Below are 18933 nucleotides of genomic sequence, written 5' to 3'. Positions count from 1 at the left end.
GATTATATGAAATACATTTAAAATCAGCGAGTTATTTCTTAGCTTTGCTTCCTATCTATCTTTTCAGAAATTTTTGTCCCGTACAAAGGATAAATACCCACAATTGAGAAGGTCTTAATAATTCATTAAGTTTGTTCATTTATAATGCACATAACAAATTGAAAGGACCTTCCTTTAAAATTGAATACCTTAATTAATGATCTTGTCCATTTTGATGCTTATTTAAGAGGTGGAGACCCGAAGGAATTAAAAGCTCATCTCCAGTATTACAATCAGCATTTGAATCAGCTGCGAACTAATTATCATGAGACCATTATTAATTCTGACCCAGAGCTCACTAACAAAGTTAAAATAATCCTCCAAGACCTCTGTATTCCTTCCGAGTCCTGGACAGAATATTTAAATCTAACTACTTATAATTTATTGCTAAGATTAAATCGTGAGCAACATCCTCAAATTTCCTATTTACTTGAAATAATTGATAAAAAAACTGCGCCTAGCAAATTAAAACTGCTAATAGGTGGTAGCTCCGTAGTAGTTTTATTGCTTTCTTTATTGACTTTGCCCTATTTTGCCCCGCTTGTAGAATCTATAGACGGATTGCTAACTTCAGTGATTGGCTTGCCTATTTTGGGTCTTGGTTATACGGTTCTACGTACTTTTTTTTATTTTTACCAAAATCATGTAGATGCAAAAAAAACGTTAATCGAACGCATGCGCGATAATGCTTTTCTTATAGCAAATACGCTTTTGAATATAGCTGCCTATAGTTTTTGGATTCAAGCAGCTGCTCCTATGACACCGCTAGTAGCTGGTTTATTTGTCATTGCCTCTGCTGTAGACGTAGTTAAAGAAATAGTCAGTTTAGTGCACGACCATATTAGATTTCGCCATCACTCAATCATTGATGCGTCCTCTCCTTTACTCGCACAGCAAGCTTATATTCGTCAGCTCTATGGTTTTAGTAGACATAAAAATGCCTTATTCATCAATCTGGGCACCTCAATTATATTACTCGGTATTATGGCCGCATGGTGTTTTGTTCCTGGCGGACTCGTTGTTACACTTTGCTCTCTTGCTGCCATTATGTTGGTATCTGGACTTAAACATTGGCTAGTAAAATTTAATGAAGAAAAAACAAGAAGCCAGTTACAAACTGCATTAAGAGAGAAAGAAATAGAATACCAACGCAGTCACGAACCGCAATTAGAAGTCTCTCAAGCGCTATCTCAATTAGTTACTCAAACTGACATAGACAACCAAGCTTCGAAAAATAATCCAACTCAACCAATATCAACCCATTCCCTCGCTATTTTCTTGCCCGTTACCGAACGCAAAAATTTTAACTCTCCTCCGCCCCCTGCTTCAACAGAAATGCCAAATTTGAGCCTTCCTTAATAGCCCTATACCATTTCTTTTATGTTGTCATTTTGAATATCGGCAATTGAATTACATTCCAGGAGCATAACATCAGTTACGGCTCTAACTGCGTGAATGACCTGAGGTTTGATTGAAATAATGCAGGGAGCTTCTATAACCTGCGAAATTTTCTCATGACTACCGACTTTACGATAAGATAATTCCATGGTACCCGCTAATAGAACAAATCGTTTTGGATTTATTGAACTGGCAATGCCTAAATGGTAGTTATTTCCAGAAATTGTGTCTTTTTTTCGCGTTATAAAGATAAAATCACTCTGACCTTTAGTAATAGAAAACTCTTTCGTAATACCCCGTTCGTCTTCTCCTACCGCTTTAAACCCCGTTATTACCACCAAGTCTTTTTCACTCACTACTTCCTCTCCATGAATTTAAACGACTCATGATAAATTAGTTGCACTAATCAGCATACTCTTATTGTTGCAGCAATCGCATCCAGTTTTTCTGCTTGCAACTTATGTGCTAATAACTTGCTGGGTTTAAACAATCTTGGCGAATGGTTTCCATTGATGCCTCCAGAAATTGCTGCTCGCGGTGGAGCTATACTTTCAACAGGGCTTTCCTTCTGAGCAAAAGTAGTTTTTAACTCTCTGACCATTTTTGCAACAGCCTTTTGTAGCTCAGGGAAGTTCGCTTGTAAAGCTTCTCTAAGTGCCGTGTATTCACGACCTTTTACTTCTTCCAAACGTGCTATCACAAGCTGGGGAACCTTTTCACACCCTAAAGCGACATTACTATGAATATCATACCATTCAAGACATAACGTATGCCGTTTTAGTAAGTTTGCTTTCTTTAGTTTAATTTCTTCTTCACTCAAAGTCCCTTCTTGCGCTCCTGCTTGGTAAGCGGCGTCGATTTCATCACAACGTTGTATCTCTTGGATATAAAAATTTCTAACAGCTAAGGCTGTACCTTCATTTTTGAAAATAGTAAACATGCGTATATTTGTTTGAAACTCTGGAATTTCAAACACCCCACCGTAATAATTTTCCCGCAGTAATTTATAGAGGTCATTTTTGAGCGTGACGTATTTCGTTGCGAATGCTAATCCAAGAAATAACGTGGGGATTAAAACGACTGAGAACGCCAACTCAGGAATAAGAAGCGGAGCAAGTAGTGCAGCCACTAAAGTAACAAAACCAGCTACAACTAACATAGGCATTACGGTTCTTATAATTTTTAAGTAAACATTTTTTTCATATAGAGCAATATCTCGATATTCTTCATAAAGCGGATAAAAAGGTCGAAACAAACTTGCCAAAATTGCTTTTGTTTCTGTAATTTGGTCTGCAGCTCGTCCGTAATTATAAATATCGAGGATCGCTAAAAAGGAGCTCTCATTTTGCGTTGAAAACCCTGTAGCCTGAATAAATGCATGCGCATCAGCTAATTTATTTAAAAATTCTTTGGTTCTCTCAACAGTTTTATCGAGCCCAAAAAGTGAGGAGAGAGAGCCTAATAATTCCTGTTTCTCCGGTGTCTCAGGTAGCGACTCTCTGTTATTGATTAGTAATAACTTAGCATGTAATTTTTGGGTTAATTGCTTTTGATACTCAGCAAACCACGTATCGCTCTCTAAATCTTTTTTCTGATGAAATGCAATAAGAATACGCTGAGCAAATAACTTTGCTTGTTTCAAATTAAACGAATGGAGCTCAACATATTCAAAATGACTCTTTGTCGCTTGCTGCAAATGATGGAATATAAAGATAGCGAGTTCATTTTCTTCAACATTGAGAAGATCAGCATTCTCGTTTTGAAGCGCATCAAAATATTGTTTCTGAAACTCAGCTAGCGTTAAAGGATCAGTCTTTAACAAAGGAAAAAACTCTGCTAGCTTCTGTGTCTCGTCAGCAAGCTCAACTAGCCGTATTTTAATTTCCTTATCCCGTTCCTTCTTTTTTTCCTCAGCGATACGCACTTTTAAGGTACTTAGCTCATCACGATTAGCAAATTGCTCCTGCCAATCTTTAATTATCATGTCTTTTTTTTGATATAGCTCCTCTAGTTCTTGTCTATGATCTTCGAGGTGTTGCATTCGGTACCAATCATCCTTAACCCCAAATTCTTCGCTTATTTGAGCAATTTGCTGATCGCAATTAATCAAAGCATATAAAGCCTGCGAAAATGGCGCTTTTGCCAATAAGAATTGGTCTTCGGGGTTTAAGAATTCATAATCAGGACAAATCTCAGGGAGAAGAGTACGAATTATTTCAGCAATGACTGTTTTGTATTCTTCACTCGTTTCTATTTGCGCAATAAGCTGAACTTTATCGGACTTAAATTTTTCCTTTTGTTTCTCTAACTCGCCCTCAACCCCGATAAAAATCAGTTGCCACCAGGAAACAGAGCTTCTGAAAGCTACAATTGCTTCTTGCGTTTCCTTAATCGCACCAACAAACTTAAATCCAGCATTAGAATCTTCAAATTGCTTCCTTACAGCTTCAGAAAGCAATGGATAGCCGGGAATAAACAGGTTGGCAGTATCTAGAAAATTCATAAGCTATTAACTCAACGCGATGAATGAAATGGTGTGCATATTGCCAGAAAAAGCTTAAGCCTTTATTAAATTGCACAAATTTTAATTACATAAGAAAGTTATGTGTAGTTATTGTTTCAAGAGATTAAAGTGAGCCTGTATATCCTATTACTAACAGCATCAATCACCTAGTGCTGTAAATCAAACCATCAACATGGTATTCTCCCTCATTATTTATCTTAGAAATAAAGGCTTGCTCTGAGATGGATTAAATACCAAGAAAAACGATGTCTCCAATTATCGTGATTTTCTAAAGGACTAATATGTATGCCTTTCGCCGCTTTGGCCTTCACGTAGCTAAGTTTATCAATTCATTAGTACTTATTGTCCGTTTTTTGGGCCATTTGTTTCATAGCTTAAAAGATGTTTTATTTGGTGAATTATCGATATCCTGGTTTAACATGGTGGAAATTCTCTACTATGCAGGTGCAAAACTTGTTATTCCCATTATTGTTATTAGCTGCTTACTTGGTATGTCATTTGCTCAAACCACTTTTTATCTTCTTAATCCCTTTCATTTAAGCCAAAAGGCCTTACCTATCGCACAAAATGTCTTAACACATGAAGTGCTTCCTTTATTGCTTGGTTTTATTATGTGCATACAGGCGGCCTTACATCTAATTAACACAAGAATTAAACGACTTGGTCAAAGCCCAGAAGCTATTATCCTGGAACATGTATGGCCCATTATTACGGGATTAAACATCACTGTTTTACTTTTATACATATACGCAGTAACGATCATTTTTGTCAGTTTTTATATTTCATTCCACTATATGCTCAATGTCACCAATCATGAATTTCTCAGTCATGTCGCAAGTTCGGTGACTATATATGATCTTATCTACTCTGCTTTTAAGACTTTAATTTTATGTACCATTGTGAGTTTAGCCGCTGGCTATTATTATTATGAAGCAGCAGTTAGAGATATATCCTTAAGAAAAGCCGTTTCTCGGATTTTGAGTCGCGGTTCATTCTGGTTAGTAATAGCCAGTATGTATATTACTTTTACTACCTAGGGAAAGGCATGCGTCACGAACGATTTTATACTTTAGTCGGTGTTTTTGTTATTGGAGCAATCTGTTTGATGCTTCTTGGCGCAGCCTTTTTTTATGAAGAATACAAACGTGCCCAAGTGCAAACTTTTGTAATGTTTTTTAAGGGTTCACTTAAAGGGCTTGGGCCGGCAGCACCCGTTACTTATCGAGGCGTTAAAATCGGTGAAGTCAAAAATATTGAAATCACCGAAAATAAAGCAAAAACTCAGGTGCGAATTCCAGTTTATGTTCAATTTTTCGTAGAAAAGAGGTTCGGTTTTACCCAGGATCCTATCCATCTTTTAATTAATAATGGCTATGTCGCTAATATTACTAAACCTAATTTAATATCAGGAGTTGCTGAAGTAGAACTGGTGCAATCTACTTCCCAACGCCCATTCAAACAAACTTATTACCGTGGCTACCCTATCTTTCCTACCAGAAATACCGTTGAAAAATATACATCGATAGACGAGGCGTTAAACGCCGCCAAGAAAACATTGGAAGACATTAGTGAATTAGTACGCTCAAAAGACGTGCGTGATACTATTGTATCTGCTCGAATAATGGCAGAGAGTCTTGATAAATTAGCCATCAGCTTAAATCAAAATGTACCAACGGTGGCAGCTTACCTCAATCAAACTTTGAAACAGATTGGTAATGCTGCTTATTCCACGCAAAATTTAACGGATTATTTATCTCGATATCCTGAGTCCATTCTGCGAGGTAAACGGTGAGAATCATTCAATTCAGTTTAATAGGGTTAATTAGCCTTTTACTTATCGCTTGTGGGCGCAGCAAAGATGCTCAAATGTATCTATTAAACCCCTTGCCTCCTCAAAAAAGCGCTGGCCATCCTTATTCTTATTTACGAATAGGCATTGATGAGGTTAATACGCCTGCTCATATTGAAAAACCTCAATTAATGATTCACTGCACCCCCAATCGTTTAGAACTTGAAGAGTACCACCAATGGGCTGAAGCCTTGGACAAAAACATAGCTCGCGTAATAGAGACTAATCTTTCAACACTATTGCCTGGAGCAATCGTAGAGAATGCACCTTGGGACTCGAAATTCAAGCCTAATTATCACTTACAGGTAGGCATCTCTCAGTTTGAAATTGATTTTAATGGTAATAGCATAATACGTGCGGAGTATCTCATTTATCATGACGAAGAACTTATCAAAAAAGGCGACTCTTACTATCGGATAAAAGTATTACCCACAGACGTAGAAAAACTTGTCATTAGTATGAATAATAATTTAACTCACCTCACTCAAGATATAGCCAAAGCATTTATCAGGGTGTATCCAAGAAACAAGTGAGACTATTACATTTCCTGTCCCGGGGCTATGTGTGAGGCTGCTTCTATTAATTCTCGACCTAATAATTTCGCTTGCGCCTCTGGATCTGATTTTAATTTAATGAGATTTTCTAATTCTTACTTAAATATTAAGAAACGTTAAAATAGATTAGCCCCGTAATTATTTTCAGCTCAATAACATACCAATTATTTCTACTGCAAATGCAAACCAATAGAAGGCTTCGTCACTGGTACTTCTTGAACATCATTCATTAAATTTTTTAATAAGCCTTCGGTAGTGGTTTCTAATCTAAAAATCCGGGTAATCACCCCCCTACTGCTCTTAAATTTTGTCCAGTTTTCTTGAATGAAATCGCTACCTTCTTTGGGTGATTTAGTTTTAAGCTCACCTAATAATTTATCCAGATTTCTTGCCTTCGTTGCCGTTTCTTGTTTATGAAATAAACTTTTATCGGAAAGTTGGTATAATTTATCCACGTATTCATATAGCACTTTATAAGAATTTAAATTCGCTATCTCAGATTGATATTTTTTTGAATATTCCCAACCATTTATAATTTCTGTGCGTAATTGCTCCCTTGAAAAAAAGTCAAAGCGATTGGGATTCCATTGCATTGTGGGCATAAATCCATTCCTGATTAATTCCCTATTTAAAACAAGCATCACTAAGGTACGACAATTTCCATCTATAAAAGGATGTAAACGTTCAATTTTTTGAATTAACTCAATAATAACCTCTAATTTTTCCTCATTATCTGACAATTTCTTCAGTTTAGATTCATACTGGTGAATGTACTGATTAATTTTTTTCTCAATAGTTTGATGTGTCATGTTTGGTGACACAAACTTACACTTCCTATTTTTAATTTTATCTTCCAGAAAAGACAAGGCATCTTCCAATCCTTGTTGCTTATTGGCGCTTTCTTTGTAGGATAATAAGGCCTTTTCAAGTATATCTTTGTTACTGTCGTCCCAAATCTCGAATTTATTTTCATTGTTATTGGCGATCATTTCCTCTAAAAATTCACGCAAACCTTCATTTGAGACATTCCCCTCATTCTCATCGGAAGTATTCATTTTTAACCAAAAACCACTAACGCTGTCTGATCGAAAGCGGTCAAAACGATCAAAGTCTGTTAAATTGGTTTTACTAACCCCCTCCAAAGCAGCCTTGTAAAGTCTAAGAATTAGGTTGGGCGTGAGTTTTTCAGAAAGGGTTTCATTCATTAACTGATGAGCTTTCATCATTGCAGCCATATAACCAGGCTCTTCTACATCAAATAATAGCGAACCCTTTTGTGTTCCCTCCTTCGTACTTTGGCGATAATAATCAATATAAAAGCGCCATATTTCATCAGTGAAAATTTTGGCGAAATGATAGGGTAGTCGTGCTTTCGGCATAATTATACCTTCACACCAAGGTAACTAAATTTATTATAGCCCACAATGATTTTTATAGTTTCACCCTGTTTGGTAGAAACTATAAATGCAATTCATCTTCAAAGCCAAAAAATCGTAAATCCTTTAGTCGCTGTGGAAATAGAATACCATCGAGATGATCGCATTCGTGTTGCAGAATTCTTGCATGAAATCCTTCAACAATACGGTTTATTTGTTTGCCTTCCGGATCAAAACCGCTGTATTCAATTTTATTGAAACGAGAAACTAACCCTCTTAAACCAGGAACACTAAGACAACCTTCCCAACCGTCATTCATCTCATTGGATAAAATTTTTATAACAGGATTAATTAATATCGTGAAGGGTACAGGTTTTTCATTCGGGTAACGACGACTTTTCTCAAAGCCAAACATGATAACTTGCTTGTTACAACCTATTTGAGGAGCAGCAATACCCACACCACCTTTTTCCTCCATCGTTGCAAGCATATCCTCAAGTAGCTCATTAAGCCCCGGATATGCTCTCCCAAGCTTCGCGAAATTATCCAAAGGTTCCGAAGGCATTACCAATTGTCGATTGCCCATTTTTAAAACTGGCCTACTTGGCATAACCTATTCCTTTAATGAAAAGCTAAATTTTATTCTAGTATAGGCAATTTGAAATCCCATTTTTTGTATATTCAAATCAGAAATTGAACCAGGTTCAGTAGTTACTGATGCGATCTTTGCGCCAGATTGAATTGCGTACTCAAGACGTTTATATAGGAGCGCTTTCTGTAATCCGCGACCACGATAGTGAGGTAGCGTGCTGGTAATTCCAAGATCACATAAGCCATCGTGAATAGCAATTGTACCGCCCGCAGCTAACTCATTATTAACATAGGCGCCAAACGGTGTTACACCCTTTGTTTTTGCGTAAAGATAAAATTGCTCTGATGCTTTTGGGTATTCAAATCCTAAAGCAACGCAATGCGCCCAATCTCGCAATTGATTATGACTTACTTGCCGTACAACACAGGCGCTATCTTCTAATTTTCCCTTAAAGGACTCTAAATCAAGCATCGAGATATTGTTCATCTCAGAAACCAAATACCCTCGATTGCTTAATCGACTAGCAATAGCATTCCCCACTAAAGGACATAGCTCTATGTCAACTTGTTGATAATGCTTTGAGCGGTAAAATTCTTCAATCGCCTCAATTTCTGAGGTGAATGCCATGCCATTCGTCTCAAATCCCCAACCAACCACCTGAGAAAAAAAGGAATCCCCGCCAGAAAAAAAAGCAGCGCCGCTACCTATTGTCAATACAGCACCCAACGGATGTTGATTAGTAAATTGAAGATGACTTTGCCTTATACAATTTTCAATGTTGAACGCTAAGTCCTTGGTAATTAACATTTTTTAATACCTATGGGCTGGGGGTTTTCTTAAAAAGCCTCAAATACTGACCGTAACCCTCCTTTTCCAGATCTTTTTTGGGAATAAATCTTAGGGCCGCAGAATTCATACAATAACGTAACCCAGTAGGATATGGGCCATCTTTAAAGACATGCCCCAAATGAGAGTCAGCTATTCTTGAGCGTACTTCAGTCCTTACAATAAAAAAGAATTTTCTATCTTCTTTTAGTACGATAAATTGATTATCAATAGGTTTACTAAAGCTTGGCCAACCGGTGCCCGAATCATATTTATCTGTGGAGCTGAACAACGGTTCTCCAGAGACAATATCGACATAAATTCCCTCTTCTTTATTATTCCAATAGGGATTATCAAAAGGTTTCTCTGTTGCAGACTTTTGAGTGACTTGATACTGTAAAGGAGTCAACTCACCTAAACGCTTGGTTTTATCAAAATTGGCCGCCATTGTGCTATTGCCAAGGAATAGAATCATTATACAGAGTAAACAATTAAAAATTTTCATCTCCTACCTCTCAGCTCACCATCCCTGGAAGTTAAAAAGAATCTCTAAAGAAATTGTAGTTCGTAAATAGCGCAAATATAGAATTACTTCCCTTACTCCTTTGAACTGAGGTTCAATTAAAACGAACAGGCTGCAAACTGCTTTATCCGAATCAGAGCTGTCAGAGTCACCAGCAAGGTAAAGAGAAAAGCTAACCCATTAAAATAATGCGGATACCATACCATCACAATAAAAAATCCAAAAGCCTCAGCTCGCTCCATTAATCCGGGGCTATAGTGGAAACTTTTATTCGATTCGTTAGGGGTAAAAATTCCTACAACCAAAAAACTAGTGATGCAAATTAGCATACTTCCTAGCATTAGAATTACTGCTAGCGCACGAACATGCGGCGCAACTAAATATAATCCCAAAATAACACTGAACTCGACTAATCTATCCATAACAATATCAATAGCCGTACCAAGCGGACTTGTATTCTTTTGAAACCGAGCTAAGGTACCATCCAATGTATCACAATATCCGGAAGCCAATAATAAAATAATTGCAACCATAGTATGATTTAAAAGTATTGCGGGAATAAAGAGCAAACCTAAGATTCCTGCAAATAAAGTGACTTGTAATGGTTTGATACGGTGCCCAATACATTTAACCAACGGCTCAACTAAAAGAGTTTGATAAAATGGACGAATTGATTGCTCAAGCATGTTTTATCCTTTTAAAAATAAGACAGTAGTCTTACCAACATCTTAACTTTTGATGAAAATAATTTAGGCATATAGAATTCACTGGCAATTCGTTTGTTGAGCTCGCTTAGTGTAGGATATGCCACCATGACATCTGTGAACGAACGCAAGCTTTTGCCTTCCCTTATAAGTTGCACCCAAGGCAAAAGAAGCTCGCCTGCTAAATGCCCTACAATGCTAACCCCTAGAGGCTTTCCTTTTTTATTAATTATTAATTTAATAAATCCTGCTGTTTCCCTTTCCGTTTGCGCTCTATCATTATCTTGGTATTCAATTTTTAAAATGGTGTAATCAAGAGAACAGGCATGGCATTCAGCTTCCGTTTTCCCGACATGTGCTAGTTCAGGCGCTGTATAGGTTACCCAAGGGGTTATGGCATGATTCGCTTTGCTAGGTAATTTAAATAAAATATTGCGCAAAACTACACTCGCATGATAATTGGCCACATGAGTAAATTGTAAATGTCCTGTTACATCACCCATTGCAAATATTCTTTTGTTAGCAGTGCGTAATCGCTTATCGATACAAATTCCTTTTTTATTGTAAGTCACACCTGCTTTTTCACAAGCCAAGTCTTTGATATTAGGCATTCTTCCTGTCGCCACTAAGAGATGAGAACCACTAAATTGTAAGAGTTGCTCATTCTGTTTGGCACTAAGTTCAATCTCATTATCAGCATCTTTATCAAGTTGGGTAATTTGTATTTCTTCAAGAATGGTCACTCCAGTTTTTTGCATGGATTCGCGTACTGTCTGCACACACTCTGGGTCATCTTGACTTAAAATATGAGCCCCTTCAAATAGGGTAACTTTAGCTCCCAACATAGAAAAAGCCTGTGCCAGCTCGCAGCCAATTGGCCCACCACCAATGATTAGCAAATGCCTTGGTAATGTTTCTAAATTAAAAATAGTTTCATTGGTATAATAGTTAACTTCTTCGATGCCTTTAATAGGAGGAATAGCTGGAGATGAGCCAGTAGCAATGACAATTTTTTTAGCTTGAATAAGGCAATCACCAGCTATTAAAGTCGATTTATCAACAAATTTTCCCATAGCTTGAATAACCCGCACACCAAGCTTTTGGAATCGTTCAATCGAATCATGCACAGCAATAGTATTAATAACCCCATGTACATGTCCCATTACTGCTTTAAAATCGAGTTTGCTTTCCTGAATTACCGTACCTAATTTTTCCGAATGATGAGCTTGCCAATAGCATTTCGCCGCTGCAAGCAAGGACTTAGAGGGAATACAACCATAATTGAGACAATCCCCTCCCATTGGTCCTTCTTGAATTAAAACAACGTTAGCACCCAACTGCGAAGCACCTGCAGCCAAGCTTAATCCTCCAGCCCCTGCTCCCAGAATAGCCAAATCACATTTAACTTTTTCTTTCATGGTTATCCTTGCTAGACCAACGATAAATGACAGGGATTAATGTCAATAAAGCTAAGCCAATTAAAGGCAGTATAATTTCTGGCGTAAAAATAATTGCTAAATCAGGTTTCTCATTTTTATCAAATACATGGCCTAAGCCATTCCCAACCATAACATAAATTAATGAACCAGGAATGATGCCAATAAAGGTAGCCAAAATAAAAGTTTTCGTTTTAACATTTAAAAGACCTGGGACAATATTAACTATCCAGAAGGGAAAAAGAGGCACTAATCTCAAAATTAGAAGATAGGAAAAAGAATTTTTCCGAAAGCCTTCACGCATTTTAGCCACCCAGATTTCATTTCGTCGGCTCAACCAGTCATGAAGTGCCGTGCGCACTGCAAAAAATAGCAAGGTAGCACCTATAGTAGCGCTAAATACAACATAAATAGTTCCCCAAACAATACCAAACAGAAAACCTCCTGTCAGTGTTAAAAAAACTGCACCAGGAATAGAAATAGCAACAGCTAGACTATAAATTGCCATAAAACTCAACATCATTAACAAATAATGTTCTTTAGTCCATGCCAATAGTAAGGTTCTATGTTGTTGTAAAGCATCAAAAGTTAAATAACTATCTAGACGAAAATAAAAAAATAATACTAAGAGAATTACTAAGATCAACAAAGGGATGAAACGCCCTAAAGATATTTTTTTCATTGATGAATTCCTTTACAACAAGAAATAAAAATATATTTTTTAACAATTTAAGTGCTTTTTGTAATTTTTATTTATCACTCACGGAAATACTGAGTTTTACCCTATCTAAAAATTTATGTAAAATCGAACTTAATTAAATAAAAAGAATCACCTGAATCATGGAATCCCCACACTTTCTAAAAACTTGTAAATTAATTGTTTACTTATTTTGTATCAGCATTGTAGCTAACGGATGCATGGATCTCGCAGCTCAAGCCCCTAATGAAAATAAAAAAGGAGTAGTCTATAAGAAGGGGCAAGTGTACACCATGCGTGGTTTGGGAGGTATTTTTAGTAGAGGGATGAATCGCTTGGAAAACACGCTTGATAATGAGTACAACATAAGAACAGCAAGCACCATCTGGTACAAAGCAAATAAATTAAGTGACTATATTATCGAACACCGCAAATCTAAAGAATTCCAAGGACCAATTATCTTAATTGGTCACTCATTGGGAGCTAATGAGCAGATAAAAGTGGCACAAAATCTTTATAAAGCGCATATACCCGTTGATCTTATAATTACAGTAGATGCCGTTGCCCCTATCAGAGTGCCTCCGAATGTAAAATATGTTCTCAACCTCTATAAACCTGCTTATGTCCCTATGTTTAGTGGCCTTAAGATAAAAGCTATTGATCCTGAGTTTACTTATGTTAACAATTTTGATGTTTCGCAACTTAAAAATATTTATGTCAATCATTTTACCATTGACAAGAATAAAGAAATCCAGAAAATAATGCTCGAAAACGTACTTGCCGTAATCAATCATACCAATAAAAACCACGGCAAATTAAACGAGCAAAAAACAAAGAGAGCTTAGAGAGGAATGACTCAGCCAATAGCCTACTTCGTGAGGCTGACCATTACAAAAGCGAAGATCAGAACCACCTGTAATAAGCAAATAGATGTTTTAACATGAAACCACAACCTAATCATTCACCTAAAATTTGTATCATTGGCGCAGGCCCATGTGGTCTTACTGCCGCGAAGAATTTACTCCAACAGGGGTTAACTAATTTCACTGTCTTTGAAAAACATCACAGATTAGGTGGTAATTGGGTTTTTGATGAGCAAAATAATCACTCCAGTGTTTATGAAACCACGCATATTATTAGCTCTAAAGGGCTTTCAGAGTTTGAAGACTTTCCCATGCCTGCAGATTACCCAGACTACCCTTCTCACCGGCAAATCTTAAGTTACTTTGAAGCCTATGCGCGGCATTTTGGTATTTGTGGGTTCATTAGATTTAATACCACAGTAGAACAAGTCAACCCAATAGCCAATAACCAATGGCAGGTTATCTATCGCGACGAAACCGGGGAATATGAAGCAATCTATGATTATGTACTCGTAGCCAATGGTCATCACTGGGATCCTATCATTCCTGATTATCCAGGTGAATTTAGTGGGGAATTTCTGCATGCTCATCAATATAAAAAAGCAGAACCCTTTAAAAATAAAAGAATTTTGGTCGTTGGCGGTGGCAACTCTGCCTGCGACATTGCTGTAGAAACTGCTCGCGTATCACCAAAAACTTGCATAAGCATGCGCAGAGGGCAGCATATTTTTCCCAAATTTCTTTTTGGTAAACCAACAGACGTTCTCTTTTCAAAAATTAGATGGATGCCTCTTTGGTTAAAGCAATTCTTAGCAAAACATGTAATGCGTTTACTCCAAGGACGCTATCCTAAATATCGCTTACAAAAACCCAGCTGCAAGCCTTTAGAAATACATCCGACTATTAACTCAGAGCTCCTTTATTTTATAAGGCACGGGAAAGTTTTACCCCGTCGTGGTATTGAATATTTTGAAGGTAACACGGTCCATTTTGTCGACGGCAGTAGCGATGATTTTGATGTTGTCATTTATGCAACTGGCTATCAAACTAGTTTCCCGTTTTTTGATAAAAACTTAATTGAATACAGCACAGCCACAGACATTCCGCTCTATCGCAAAATGATGCATCCGGAATTTGATAATTTATATTTTATCGGATTAGTACAACCCCAAGGCTGTATCTGGCCTCTCGCAGACTATCAGGCAAAAATTGCTGCTAAAATAATTGCAGGCACTCTAAAACGTCCAACTAATTTGGCCCATAAAATCGAAAAAGAACTAAAGCGCTCACGCTCTCACTATAAAGGCACTATCAGGCACGCTTTGGAGGTCGATTACCAATCCTTTCGGCGGCAGTTATTGAAGGAACTGAAGCAAGGCAATTAAATTAGTTAGCATCGCCAAATTACAAAATTTGATATTATTTCCAATGACTTTCAATGAAGCTTGATGGAAACCAATATGGATACCTCGAGGTATTTAAAAACCAGCCTAATTAATCTTTTCTTTCTTTTTGCCTTACTAAACTCAGCAGCCTTCGCTAAGCCCCCCATTGCTACTCAATTACAGAATATACTTGCCAAAGCGCTCGCCAACTCCTTAACACCTGGAGCCGTATTACTGGTTTCTAGTCCTCAAATTGGCACCATTACTGTTACTGTAGGTTTAGCTGACAAAAAAAATCATCAACTCATGCAGGGCACTAATAATTTCCGTATTGCCAGTATGAGCAAAACTTTTCTCGCAACCACCATCTTAAAATTAGTAGAAGAAAACAAGCTAACCCTTGACGCAAAAATAGCTCATTTATTGCCTGACAGTATCGATATTAATCGCCTACCTAACGGTAAGAAAGTTACTGTTAGACAATTATTGCAGATGCGAAGTGGAATTCCTGACTACGTGGACTACGATGCCTACAGTAAGCTCGTTGGTCAGATGGTTGGTAAAAAATGGACTCCTCAACTGTGTATTGAAATTGTTTATAATGAAAAACCCCATTTTGCCCCCGATAGCTCTTATGAATACAGCAATACCAATTATTTATTGCTGCAGCTCATTGTTGAAAAATTAACCGGACATTCTTATGCAGCATCAATTAGACAAAAAATCCTTGACCCGCTTCATCTAAAAAATACGTTTATCGAGATAGCAGAATCCAACGTAACGAATCAATTACGAACTCATGGCTATCAATTAGAGGATCAACATCTCACTGATGTCACAACACTGAATGATGGTCTAGGCATGGGCGATAGCGGCATGATAAGCACAGTAAATGATCTAAATCAATTTATTCAAGCTCTCTTAAAAGAAAAGATTATTTTATCGCCAACCTCGCTTAAAGAAATGTTGCATATGAAAGATGATTATGGTTTAGGGATTTATGGCGAAGAAATTAGTGGTGAATGGGCACAAACTCATAATGGTATGAGCTCAGGGTTTCAAGGACAATATTATTATTTTCCTAAAGAGCAGTTAACCATCATCCTTTTAACCAACTATTTTGATACAGATCTTATAGAAAAGGTCATACCCAAGGTATTTAAATCTCTCACAAAGGGCAATCAAAGAACCACATAACTAAGTAGCTTTAGAGATGATGTCCTGATTGCAAAACTCAAGGACATCATTTCTATTTTGATAGAGTTGCTGTGTCATCCATTTCTTCCCGGTAGGCATTATCAACCACATCCTGTAGATGCTCACGCATCTCCACCACCAAATCATAACGACTACTTTGAGAATCTTTTTTCAACTCAAGCCAGGTATCCAAAGCATCCAGTAATTTTTCATCAGCTTCTTTATTGTGCGGAGATACTTTGGCATGTTCTGCAAATGCTTTATCCAGCTGACGAGTTGTATCCGTTTTAAACCAGGATGCAGCAGCACTTCCTTCAGTCCAATGCTTAAGGAAATATCCAGTCTCATGCAGAGTTTGTCGGTTAAGTGCTAATAAGTCTTCCTTGGCAACATTATGTTGATTAATTAGATGATGATAAATGTTATTACGCAGAGCCTCTACCTGATAATAACGCGAAGTAGAACTGTTTTCCTTGGCAATTAACCATTTATCTGCTTGAACGAATAGTTTCTTCAATGCTTCAACATCATCAGTTTGCGTTTGTTTGATTGTTTCTACCAAATCTTTAGTTAATCGCGTTGAGAAACGAGAGGCCTTCCTATCTTGATTTTTCCACCAATCAATCAACGTCTGACCTTCTTCTAATATCATTCCTTTTCGAAGATTAGCGGTAGGATGTAATTTATCCACATAACGATAAGCATCCTGCTTGTTTAATCCAAAAAAACTTTGCAATTGACTAACTTGAGGAAAAGGAGCGGGAGGTACATTGACTTTCGCAGTATAGGTGGCACGAGCCTCGTCTGTTTTACGCTTGACAGCTTCATCTGAAACCAACTCTATTTTTTCATCATATTTCGTCACTGAATTTTTTCGATTAAGAAGTTCAGCTACTTTCATATGCATATGCTCTTGCCCTTCAGGAGCATTTGGGCGAACCTGGTGATGACTTTCACGCGGAATAATAATATGCTCCTGATTAGTGGTTCTTGGCAATTTAGGAAGAATTTGTGAAAAAAATCCACGATGAACTACGGTAGAGATATTGTCTCGCATCGCCTCGGGCTTATAATGGTCTGTGAACCAGCCTAAACAAGTTCCATTAAGTGTATGTTTTTTTTCAACCTCTGGATCAATGTCAAATTGTTCAAAGGTTGCAAACAAATCTCGTCGAATATATGTTACTTGTTCGGTTTTACCTTCTTGATTAACATAATAAAGATTAGAGCTGTAACCTTCAGCTACAAAAATATAACTATTTTTATACTTACTAAGCTCTCCATCTTCAGGCATTTTTTTCTTGACGTGGATATCAAACTCAGTCATTGCCCCCGTGTAAGCTCCTAATATAACGGAAACATTTCTTATATTTGTCAGATCACTGCAATCAGCAATGCTTCCCGCATTTGTTCCGGGACCTTGATAGCAGTTGCCGGGTACTGGTTGATCAGCAACAATATCCACCGGAATATGAGGGGCTATTTTATTTAATACTCGTGCAACCTCAAAACAAGTCACTGCCCCACGGCTATAACCACATAAGGTGATACTCTCAATTGGCTTTCCTTTAAGATCTACAAGACCAGAGGAACGATCTAATCTTATACCAATACCCTCTAAAATTTTATCATCATCCGGTGAGATCTCTAATTGATCCTTATTGTCCCCTGTCCCTTTTTTAAATAATGCATTAACAAATCGGTTAGCAAATGCCTTTAAATCTGGAAAAATTTGGCTATTACAAACTTCAGGCTGTTCACAACCTCTAACAAAAATTGTTTTAACATGCTCAGGATTGACATAATCATATTGTCCTGGAAAATCATTTCCCGGATTACCAGTACCACAAAAATACGCTACTAAATGCATGATCAACCTCAAATCTAAGCCATTTTCTTGTAGTATATAAAATGATTATTAAGACAAAATTATGCAATATCATTCACAGCAGTTCATCGATACAATCGTTGATCTTTACTAGCAGCATTATTAGGAACAATATATGGCCATGACCTATGAATTATCCTTTGAAAATAATCCTTGTCCTAACGATATTCAGATTCTTGGTAATGCGATTATGCATAATGCCACTCAGAAAAAAGGCTTTAAGCCTCTCGATTTTTTCGCATTTTTTATTCGCGATGAAGATAAGAAAATCATGGGCGGTTGTAATGGCAGCACTTTATACGGTTGCCTTTACATTGATCAACTTTGGGTTAATGATTCTCTACGACATCAAGGTTTTGGTACACAGCTTATGCTTGCAGCCGAGCAATACGGCAAAGAAAAAGGATGTACTTTTGCTACTGTTAATACCATGGATTGGGAAGCGCTTGATTTTTATAAAAAATTAGGATTCAGCGTTGAATTCGCAAGACGTGGCTTCCTTAAAAACTCTACTTTTTATTTTTTGCGTAAAGAATTTAGAAAGGCCGAAACTCTGGCTCGTAGCCAAGAAAAAATAATCATTCGCCCCTTTCTTTCCTCAGACATAACCAATATTGTTGATCAATTTTCAAAACATCACTGGCCAAAATTAAACTCCACTTTTGAAACTTATTGGTGCGAACAAAGCAACCAGGAACGTCAAATGTGGCTTGCCTTTTATGAAGAACAGTTTGCAGGCTATGTTACCTTGAAATGGAGCTCTTTATATCCTTCATTCAAAGAGCAAAATATTCCAGAAATTATGGATCTTAATGTACTCCCCCCCTATCGCTACCAAGGTATAGCTACGGCATTGCTCGATATTGCAGAAAAGAAAGCATCGCAACACAGCCCTGTTGTAGGCCTTGGCGTTGGTCTTTATAGGGATTACGGCAGTGCACAGAGGCTCTATATTAAGCGCGGCTACCTTCCTGATGGATTAGGGATAACTTATAACTATAAATCCATTGAACCAGGGAAAAAAGTTACTTTAGATGATGATCTAATACTTTGGTTTACCAAAAAATTAACCTAATATGCGAA

Annotated in this window: 18 protein-coding genes; 8 read left to right on the top strand and 10 right to left on the bottom strand. The window is 37.3% G+C overall.

What is annotated here, in order from left to right; genetic code table 11:
* Positions 1 to 180: 180 nt before the first annotated feature.
* Entirely contained in the window at positions 181 to 1398 is a 1218-nt protein-coding gene (locus Lbru_RS06915) for a hypothetical protein (protein WP_058441460.1), read from the top strand.
* Between the two features lie 5 nt (positions 1399 to 1403).
* Here the strand turns inward: Lbru_RS06915 and Lbru_RS06910 are convergent, their stop codons facing one another.
* Together Lbru_RS06910 and Lbru_RS06905 are read right to left on the bottom strand one after the other, a co-directional pair.
* The gene (locus tag Lbru_RS06910; RefSeq protein ID WP_058441459.1) at positions 1404 to 1793 is read right to left on the bottom strand and encodes a polysaccharide biosynthesis C-terminal domain-containing protein; all 390 of its coding nucleotides are present in this window, start codon (positions 1791 to 1793) and stop codon (positions 1404 to 1406) included.
* Positions 1794 to 1843: 50 nt separating this feature from the next.
* Positions 1844 to 3940, bottom strand: coding sequence for a hypothetical protein (locus Lbru_RS06905; RefSeq protein ID WP_058441458.1), 2097 nt, complete (start codon positions 3938 to 3940; stop codon positions 1844 to 1846).
* Positions 3941 to 4242: 302 nt separating this feature from the next.
* Here Lbru_RS06905 and Lbru_RS06900 point away from each other — a divergent pair, with 302 nt between their 5' ends.
* From Lbru_RS06900 to Lbru_RS06890, 3 genes are read left to right on the top strand one after another with little or no spacing between them, the layout of a single operon-like run.
* The gene (locus tag Lbru_RS06900) at positions 4243 to 4998 is read left to right on the top strand and encodes an ABC transporter permease (RefSeq protein WP_058441457.1); all 756 of its coding nucleotides are present in this window, start codon (positions 4243 to 4245) and stop codon (positions 4996 to 4998) included.
* An 8-nt stretch (positions 4999 to 5006) separates the two neighbouring features.
* A complete protein-coding gene (locus Lbru_RS06895) occupies positions 5007 to 5753 on the top strand; it encodes an MlaD family protein (RefSeq protein WP_238583839.1) in 747 nt (248 codons plus the stop codon).
* Positions 5750 to 6343, top strand: a complete 594-nt coding sequence (locus Lbru_RS06890; RefSeq protein WP_238583838.1) for a PqiC family protein — start codon at positions 5750 to 5752, stop codon at positions 6341 to 6343. The genes Lbru_RS06895 and Lbru_RS06890 overlap by 4 nt, the downstream gene beginning before the upstream one ends.
* Positions 6344 to 6534: 191 nt before the next feature.
* Here the strand turns inward: Lbru_RS06890 and Lbru_RS06885 are convergent, their stop codons facing one another.
* The 7 genes from Lbru_RS06885 to Lbru_RS17765 all read right to left on the bottom strand — a co-directional run bounded on the left by Lbru_RS06885 (position 6535) and on the right by Lbru_RS17765 (position 12502).
* The gene (locus Lbru_RS06885; protein WP_058441456.1) at positions 6535 to 7743 is read right to left on the bottom strand and encodes a Fic family protein; all 1209 of its coding nucleotides are present in this window, start codon (positions 7741 to 7743) and stop codon (positions 6535 to 6537) included.
* Positions 7744 to 7822: 79 nt separating this feature from the next.
* Positions 7823 to 8350 carry a peptide deformylase gene (def, locus tag Lbru_RS06880; protein ID WP_058441455.1) on the bottom strand — a complete coding sequence of 176 codons (528 nt, stop codon included), beginning with the start codon at positions 8348 to 8350 and terminating at the stop codon, positions 7823 to 7825.
* A 3-nt stretch (positions 8351 to 8353) separates the two neighbouring features.
* On the bottom strand, positions 8354 to 9139 hold the full coding sequence (locus Lbru_RS06875) for a GNAT family N-acetyltransferase (RefSeq protein WP_058441454.1): 786 nt from the start codon (positions 9137 to 9139) through the stop codon (positions 8354 to 8356).
* 10 nt (positions 9140 to 9149) lie between these two features.
* Positions 9150 to 9605 (bottom strand): peptide-methionine (R)-S-oxide reductase MsrB, encoded by a 456-nt coding sequence (msrB, locus tag Lbru_RS06870; RefSeq protein WP_083500853.1) that lies wholly within the window; start codon positions 9603 to 9605, stop codon positions 9150 to 9152.
* Between the two features lie 173 nt (positions 9606 to 9778).
* On the bottom strand, positions 9779 to 10366 hold the full coding sequence (locus tag Lbru_RS06865) for a CDP-alcohol phosphatidyltransferase family protein (RefSeq protein ID WP_058441452.1): 588 nt from the start codon (positions 10364 to 10366) through the stop codon (positions 9779 to 9781).
* Between the two features lie 11 nt (positions 10367 to 10377).
* Positions 10378 to 11802 (bottom strand): dihydrolipoyl dehydrogenase family protein, encoded by a 1425-nt coding sequence (locus Lbru_RS06860; protein WP_058441451.1) that lies wholly within the window; start codon positions 11800 to 11802, stop codon positions 10378 to 10380.
* Positions 11786 to 12502: a TVP38/TMEM64 family protein gene (locus tag Lbru_RS17765; protein WP_065235436.1), complete on the bottom strand. Its 717-nt coding sequence runs from the start codon at positions 12500 to 12502 to the stop codon at positions 11786 to 11788. Before Lbru_RS17765 ends, Lbru_RS06860 begins: the two co-directional genes overlap by 17 nt.
* Positions 12503 to 12738: 236 nt before the next feature.
* Between Lbru_RS17765 and Lbru_RS06850 the strand changes: the two genes are divergently transcribed.
* The 3 genes from Lbru_RS06850 to Lbru_RS06840 all read left to right on the top strand — a co-directional run bounded on the left by Lbru_RS06850 (position 12739) and on the right by Lbru_RS06840 (position 15962).
* A complete protein-coding gene (locus Lbru_RS06850; protein ID WP_131793609.1) occupies positions 12739 to 13362 on the top strand; it encodes a hypothetical protein in 624 nt (207 codons plus the stop codon).
* Between the two features lie 95 nt (positions 13363 to 13457).
* Positions 13458 to 14765, top strand: coding sequence for a flavin-containing monooxygenase (locus Lbru_RS06845; protein ID WP_058441449.1), 1308 nt, complete (start codon positions 13458 to 13460; stop codon positions 14763 to 14765).
* Between the two features lie 75 nt (positions 14766 to 14840).
* Complete coding sequence (locus Lbru_RS06840; protein WP_058441448.1) at positions 14841 to 15962, top strand: serine hydrolase domain-containing protein; 1122 nt, start codon at positions 14841 to 14843, stop codon at positions 15960 to 15962.
* 52 nt (positions 15963 to 16014) lie between these two features.
* Here the strand turns inward: Lbru_RS06840 and Lbru_RS06835 are convergent, their stop codons facing one another.
* Positions 16015 to 17832 carry a hypothetical protein gene (locus Lbru_RS06835; RefSeq protein WP_058441447.1) on the bottom strand — a complete coding sequence of 606 codons (1818 nt, stop codon included), beginning with the start codon at positions 17830 to 17832 and terminating at the stop codon, positions 16015 to 16017.
* Positions 17833 to 17965: 133 nt separating this feature from the next.
* On the opposite strand from Lbru_RS06835, the gene Lbru_RS16805 reads away from it, so the two are divergent.
* Positions 17966 to 18925, top strand: a complete 960-nt coding sequence (locus Lbru_RS16805; RefSeq protein WP_238583837.1) for a GNAT family N-acetyltransferase — start codon at positions 17966 to 17968, stop codon at positions 18923 to 18925.
* Positions 18926 to 18933 lie beyond the last annotated feature (8 nt).

Origin of the sequence: Legionella brunensis (assembly GCF_001467025.1) — a bacterium.
Classification (GTDB): Bacteria; Pseudomonadota; Gammaproteobacteria; order Legionellales; family Legionellaceae; genus Tatlockia; species Tatlockia brunensis.
Note: the sequence above shows the minus strand (reverse complement) of the source record. Positions and strands in the feature narration are given on the sequence as shown.

Excerpts from the sequence above, each read along its gene's own strand:
- Lbru_RS06905 (WP_058441458.1), bottom strand. The coding sequence starts at position 3,940 with ATGAATTTTCTAGATACTGCCAACCTGTTTATTCCCGGCTATCCATTG.
- Lbru_RS06900 (WP_058441457.1), top strand. The coding sequence starts at position 4,243 with ATGTATGCCTTTCGCCGCTTTGGCCTTCACGTAGCTAAGTTTATCAAT.
- Lbru_RS06895 (WP_238583839.1), top strand. The coding sequence starts at position 5,007 with ATGCGTCACGAACGATTTTATACTTTAGTCGGTGTTTTTGTTATTGGA.
- Lbru_RS06885 (WP_058441456.1), bottom strand. The coding sequence starts at position 7,743 with ATGCCGAAAGCACGACTACCCTATCATTTCGCCAAAATTTTCACTGAT.
- def (WP_058441455.1), bottom strand. The coding sequence starts at position 8,350 with ATGCCAAGTAGGCCAGTTTTAAAAATGGGCAATCGACAATTGGTAATG.
- Lbru_RS06875 (WP_058441454.1), bottom strand. The coding sequence starts at position 9,139 with ATGTTAATTACCAAGGACTTAGCGTTCAACATTGAAAATTGTATAAGG.
- msrB (WP_083500853.1), bottom strand. The coding sequence starts at position 9,605 with ATGGCGGCCAATTTTGATAAAACCAAGCGTTTAGGTGAGTTGACTCCT.
- Lbru_RS06865 (WP_058441452.1), bottom strand. The coding sequence starts at position 10,366 with ATGCTTGAGCAATCAATTCGTCCATTTTATCAAACTCTTTTAGTTGAG.
- Lbru_RS06860 (WP_058441451.1), bottom strand. The coding sequence starts at position 11,802 with ATGAAAGAAAAAGTTAAATGTGATTTGGCTATTCTGGGAGCAGGGGCT.
- Lbru_RS17765 (WP_065235436.1), bottom strand. The coding sequence starts at position 12,502 with ATGAAAAAAATATCTTTAGGGCGTTTCATCCCTTTGTTGATCTTAGTA.
- Lbru_RS06850 (WP_131793609.1), top strand. The coding sequence starts at position 12,739 with ATGGATCTCGCAGCTCAAGCCCCTAATGAAAATAAAAAAGGAGTAGTC.
- Lbru_RS06845 (WP_058441449.1), top strand. The coding sequence starts at position 13,458 with ATGAAACCACAACCTAATCATTCACCTAAAATTTGTATCATTGGCGCA.
- Lbru_RS06840 (WP_058441448.1), top strand. The coding sequence starts at position 14,841 with ATGGATACCTCGAGGTATTTAAAAACCAGCCTAATTAATCTTTTCTTT.
- Lbru_RS06835 (WP_058441447.1), bottom strand. The coding sequence starts at position 17,832 with ATGCATTTAGTAGCGTATTTTTGTGGTACTGGTAATCCGGGAAATGAT.
- Lbru_RS16805 (WP_238583837.1), top strand. The coding sequence starts at position 17,966 with ATGGCCATGACCTATGAATTATCCTTTGAAAATAATCCTTGTCCTAAC.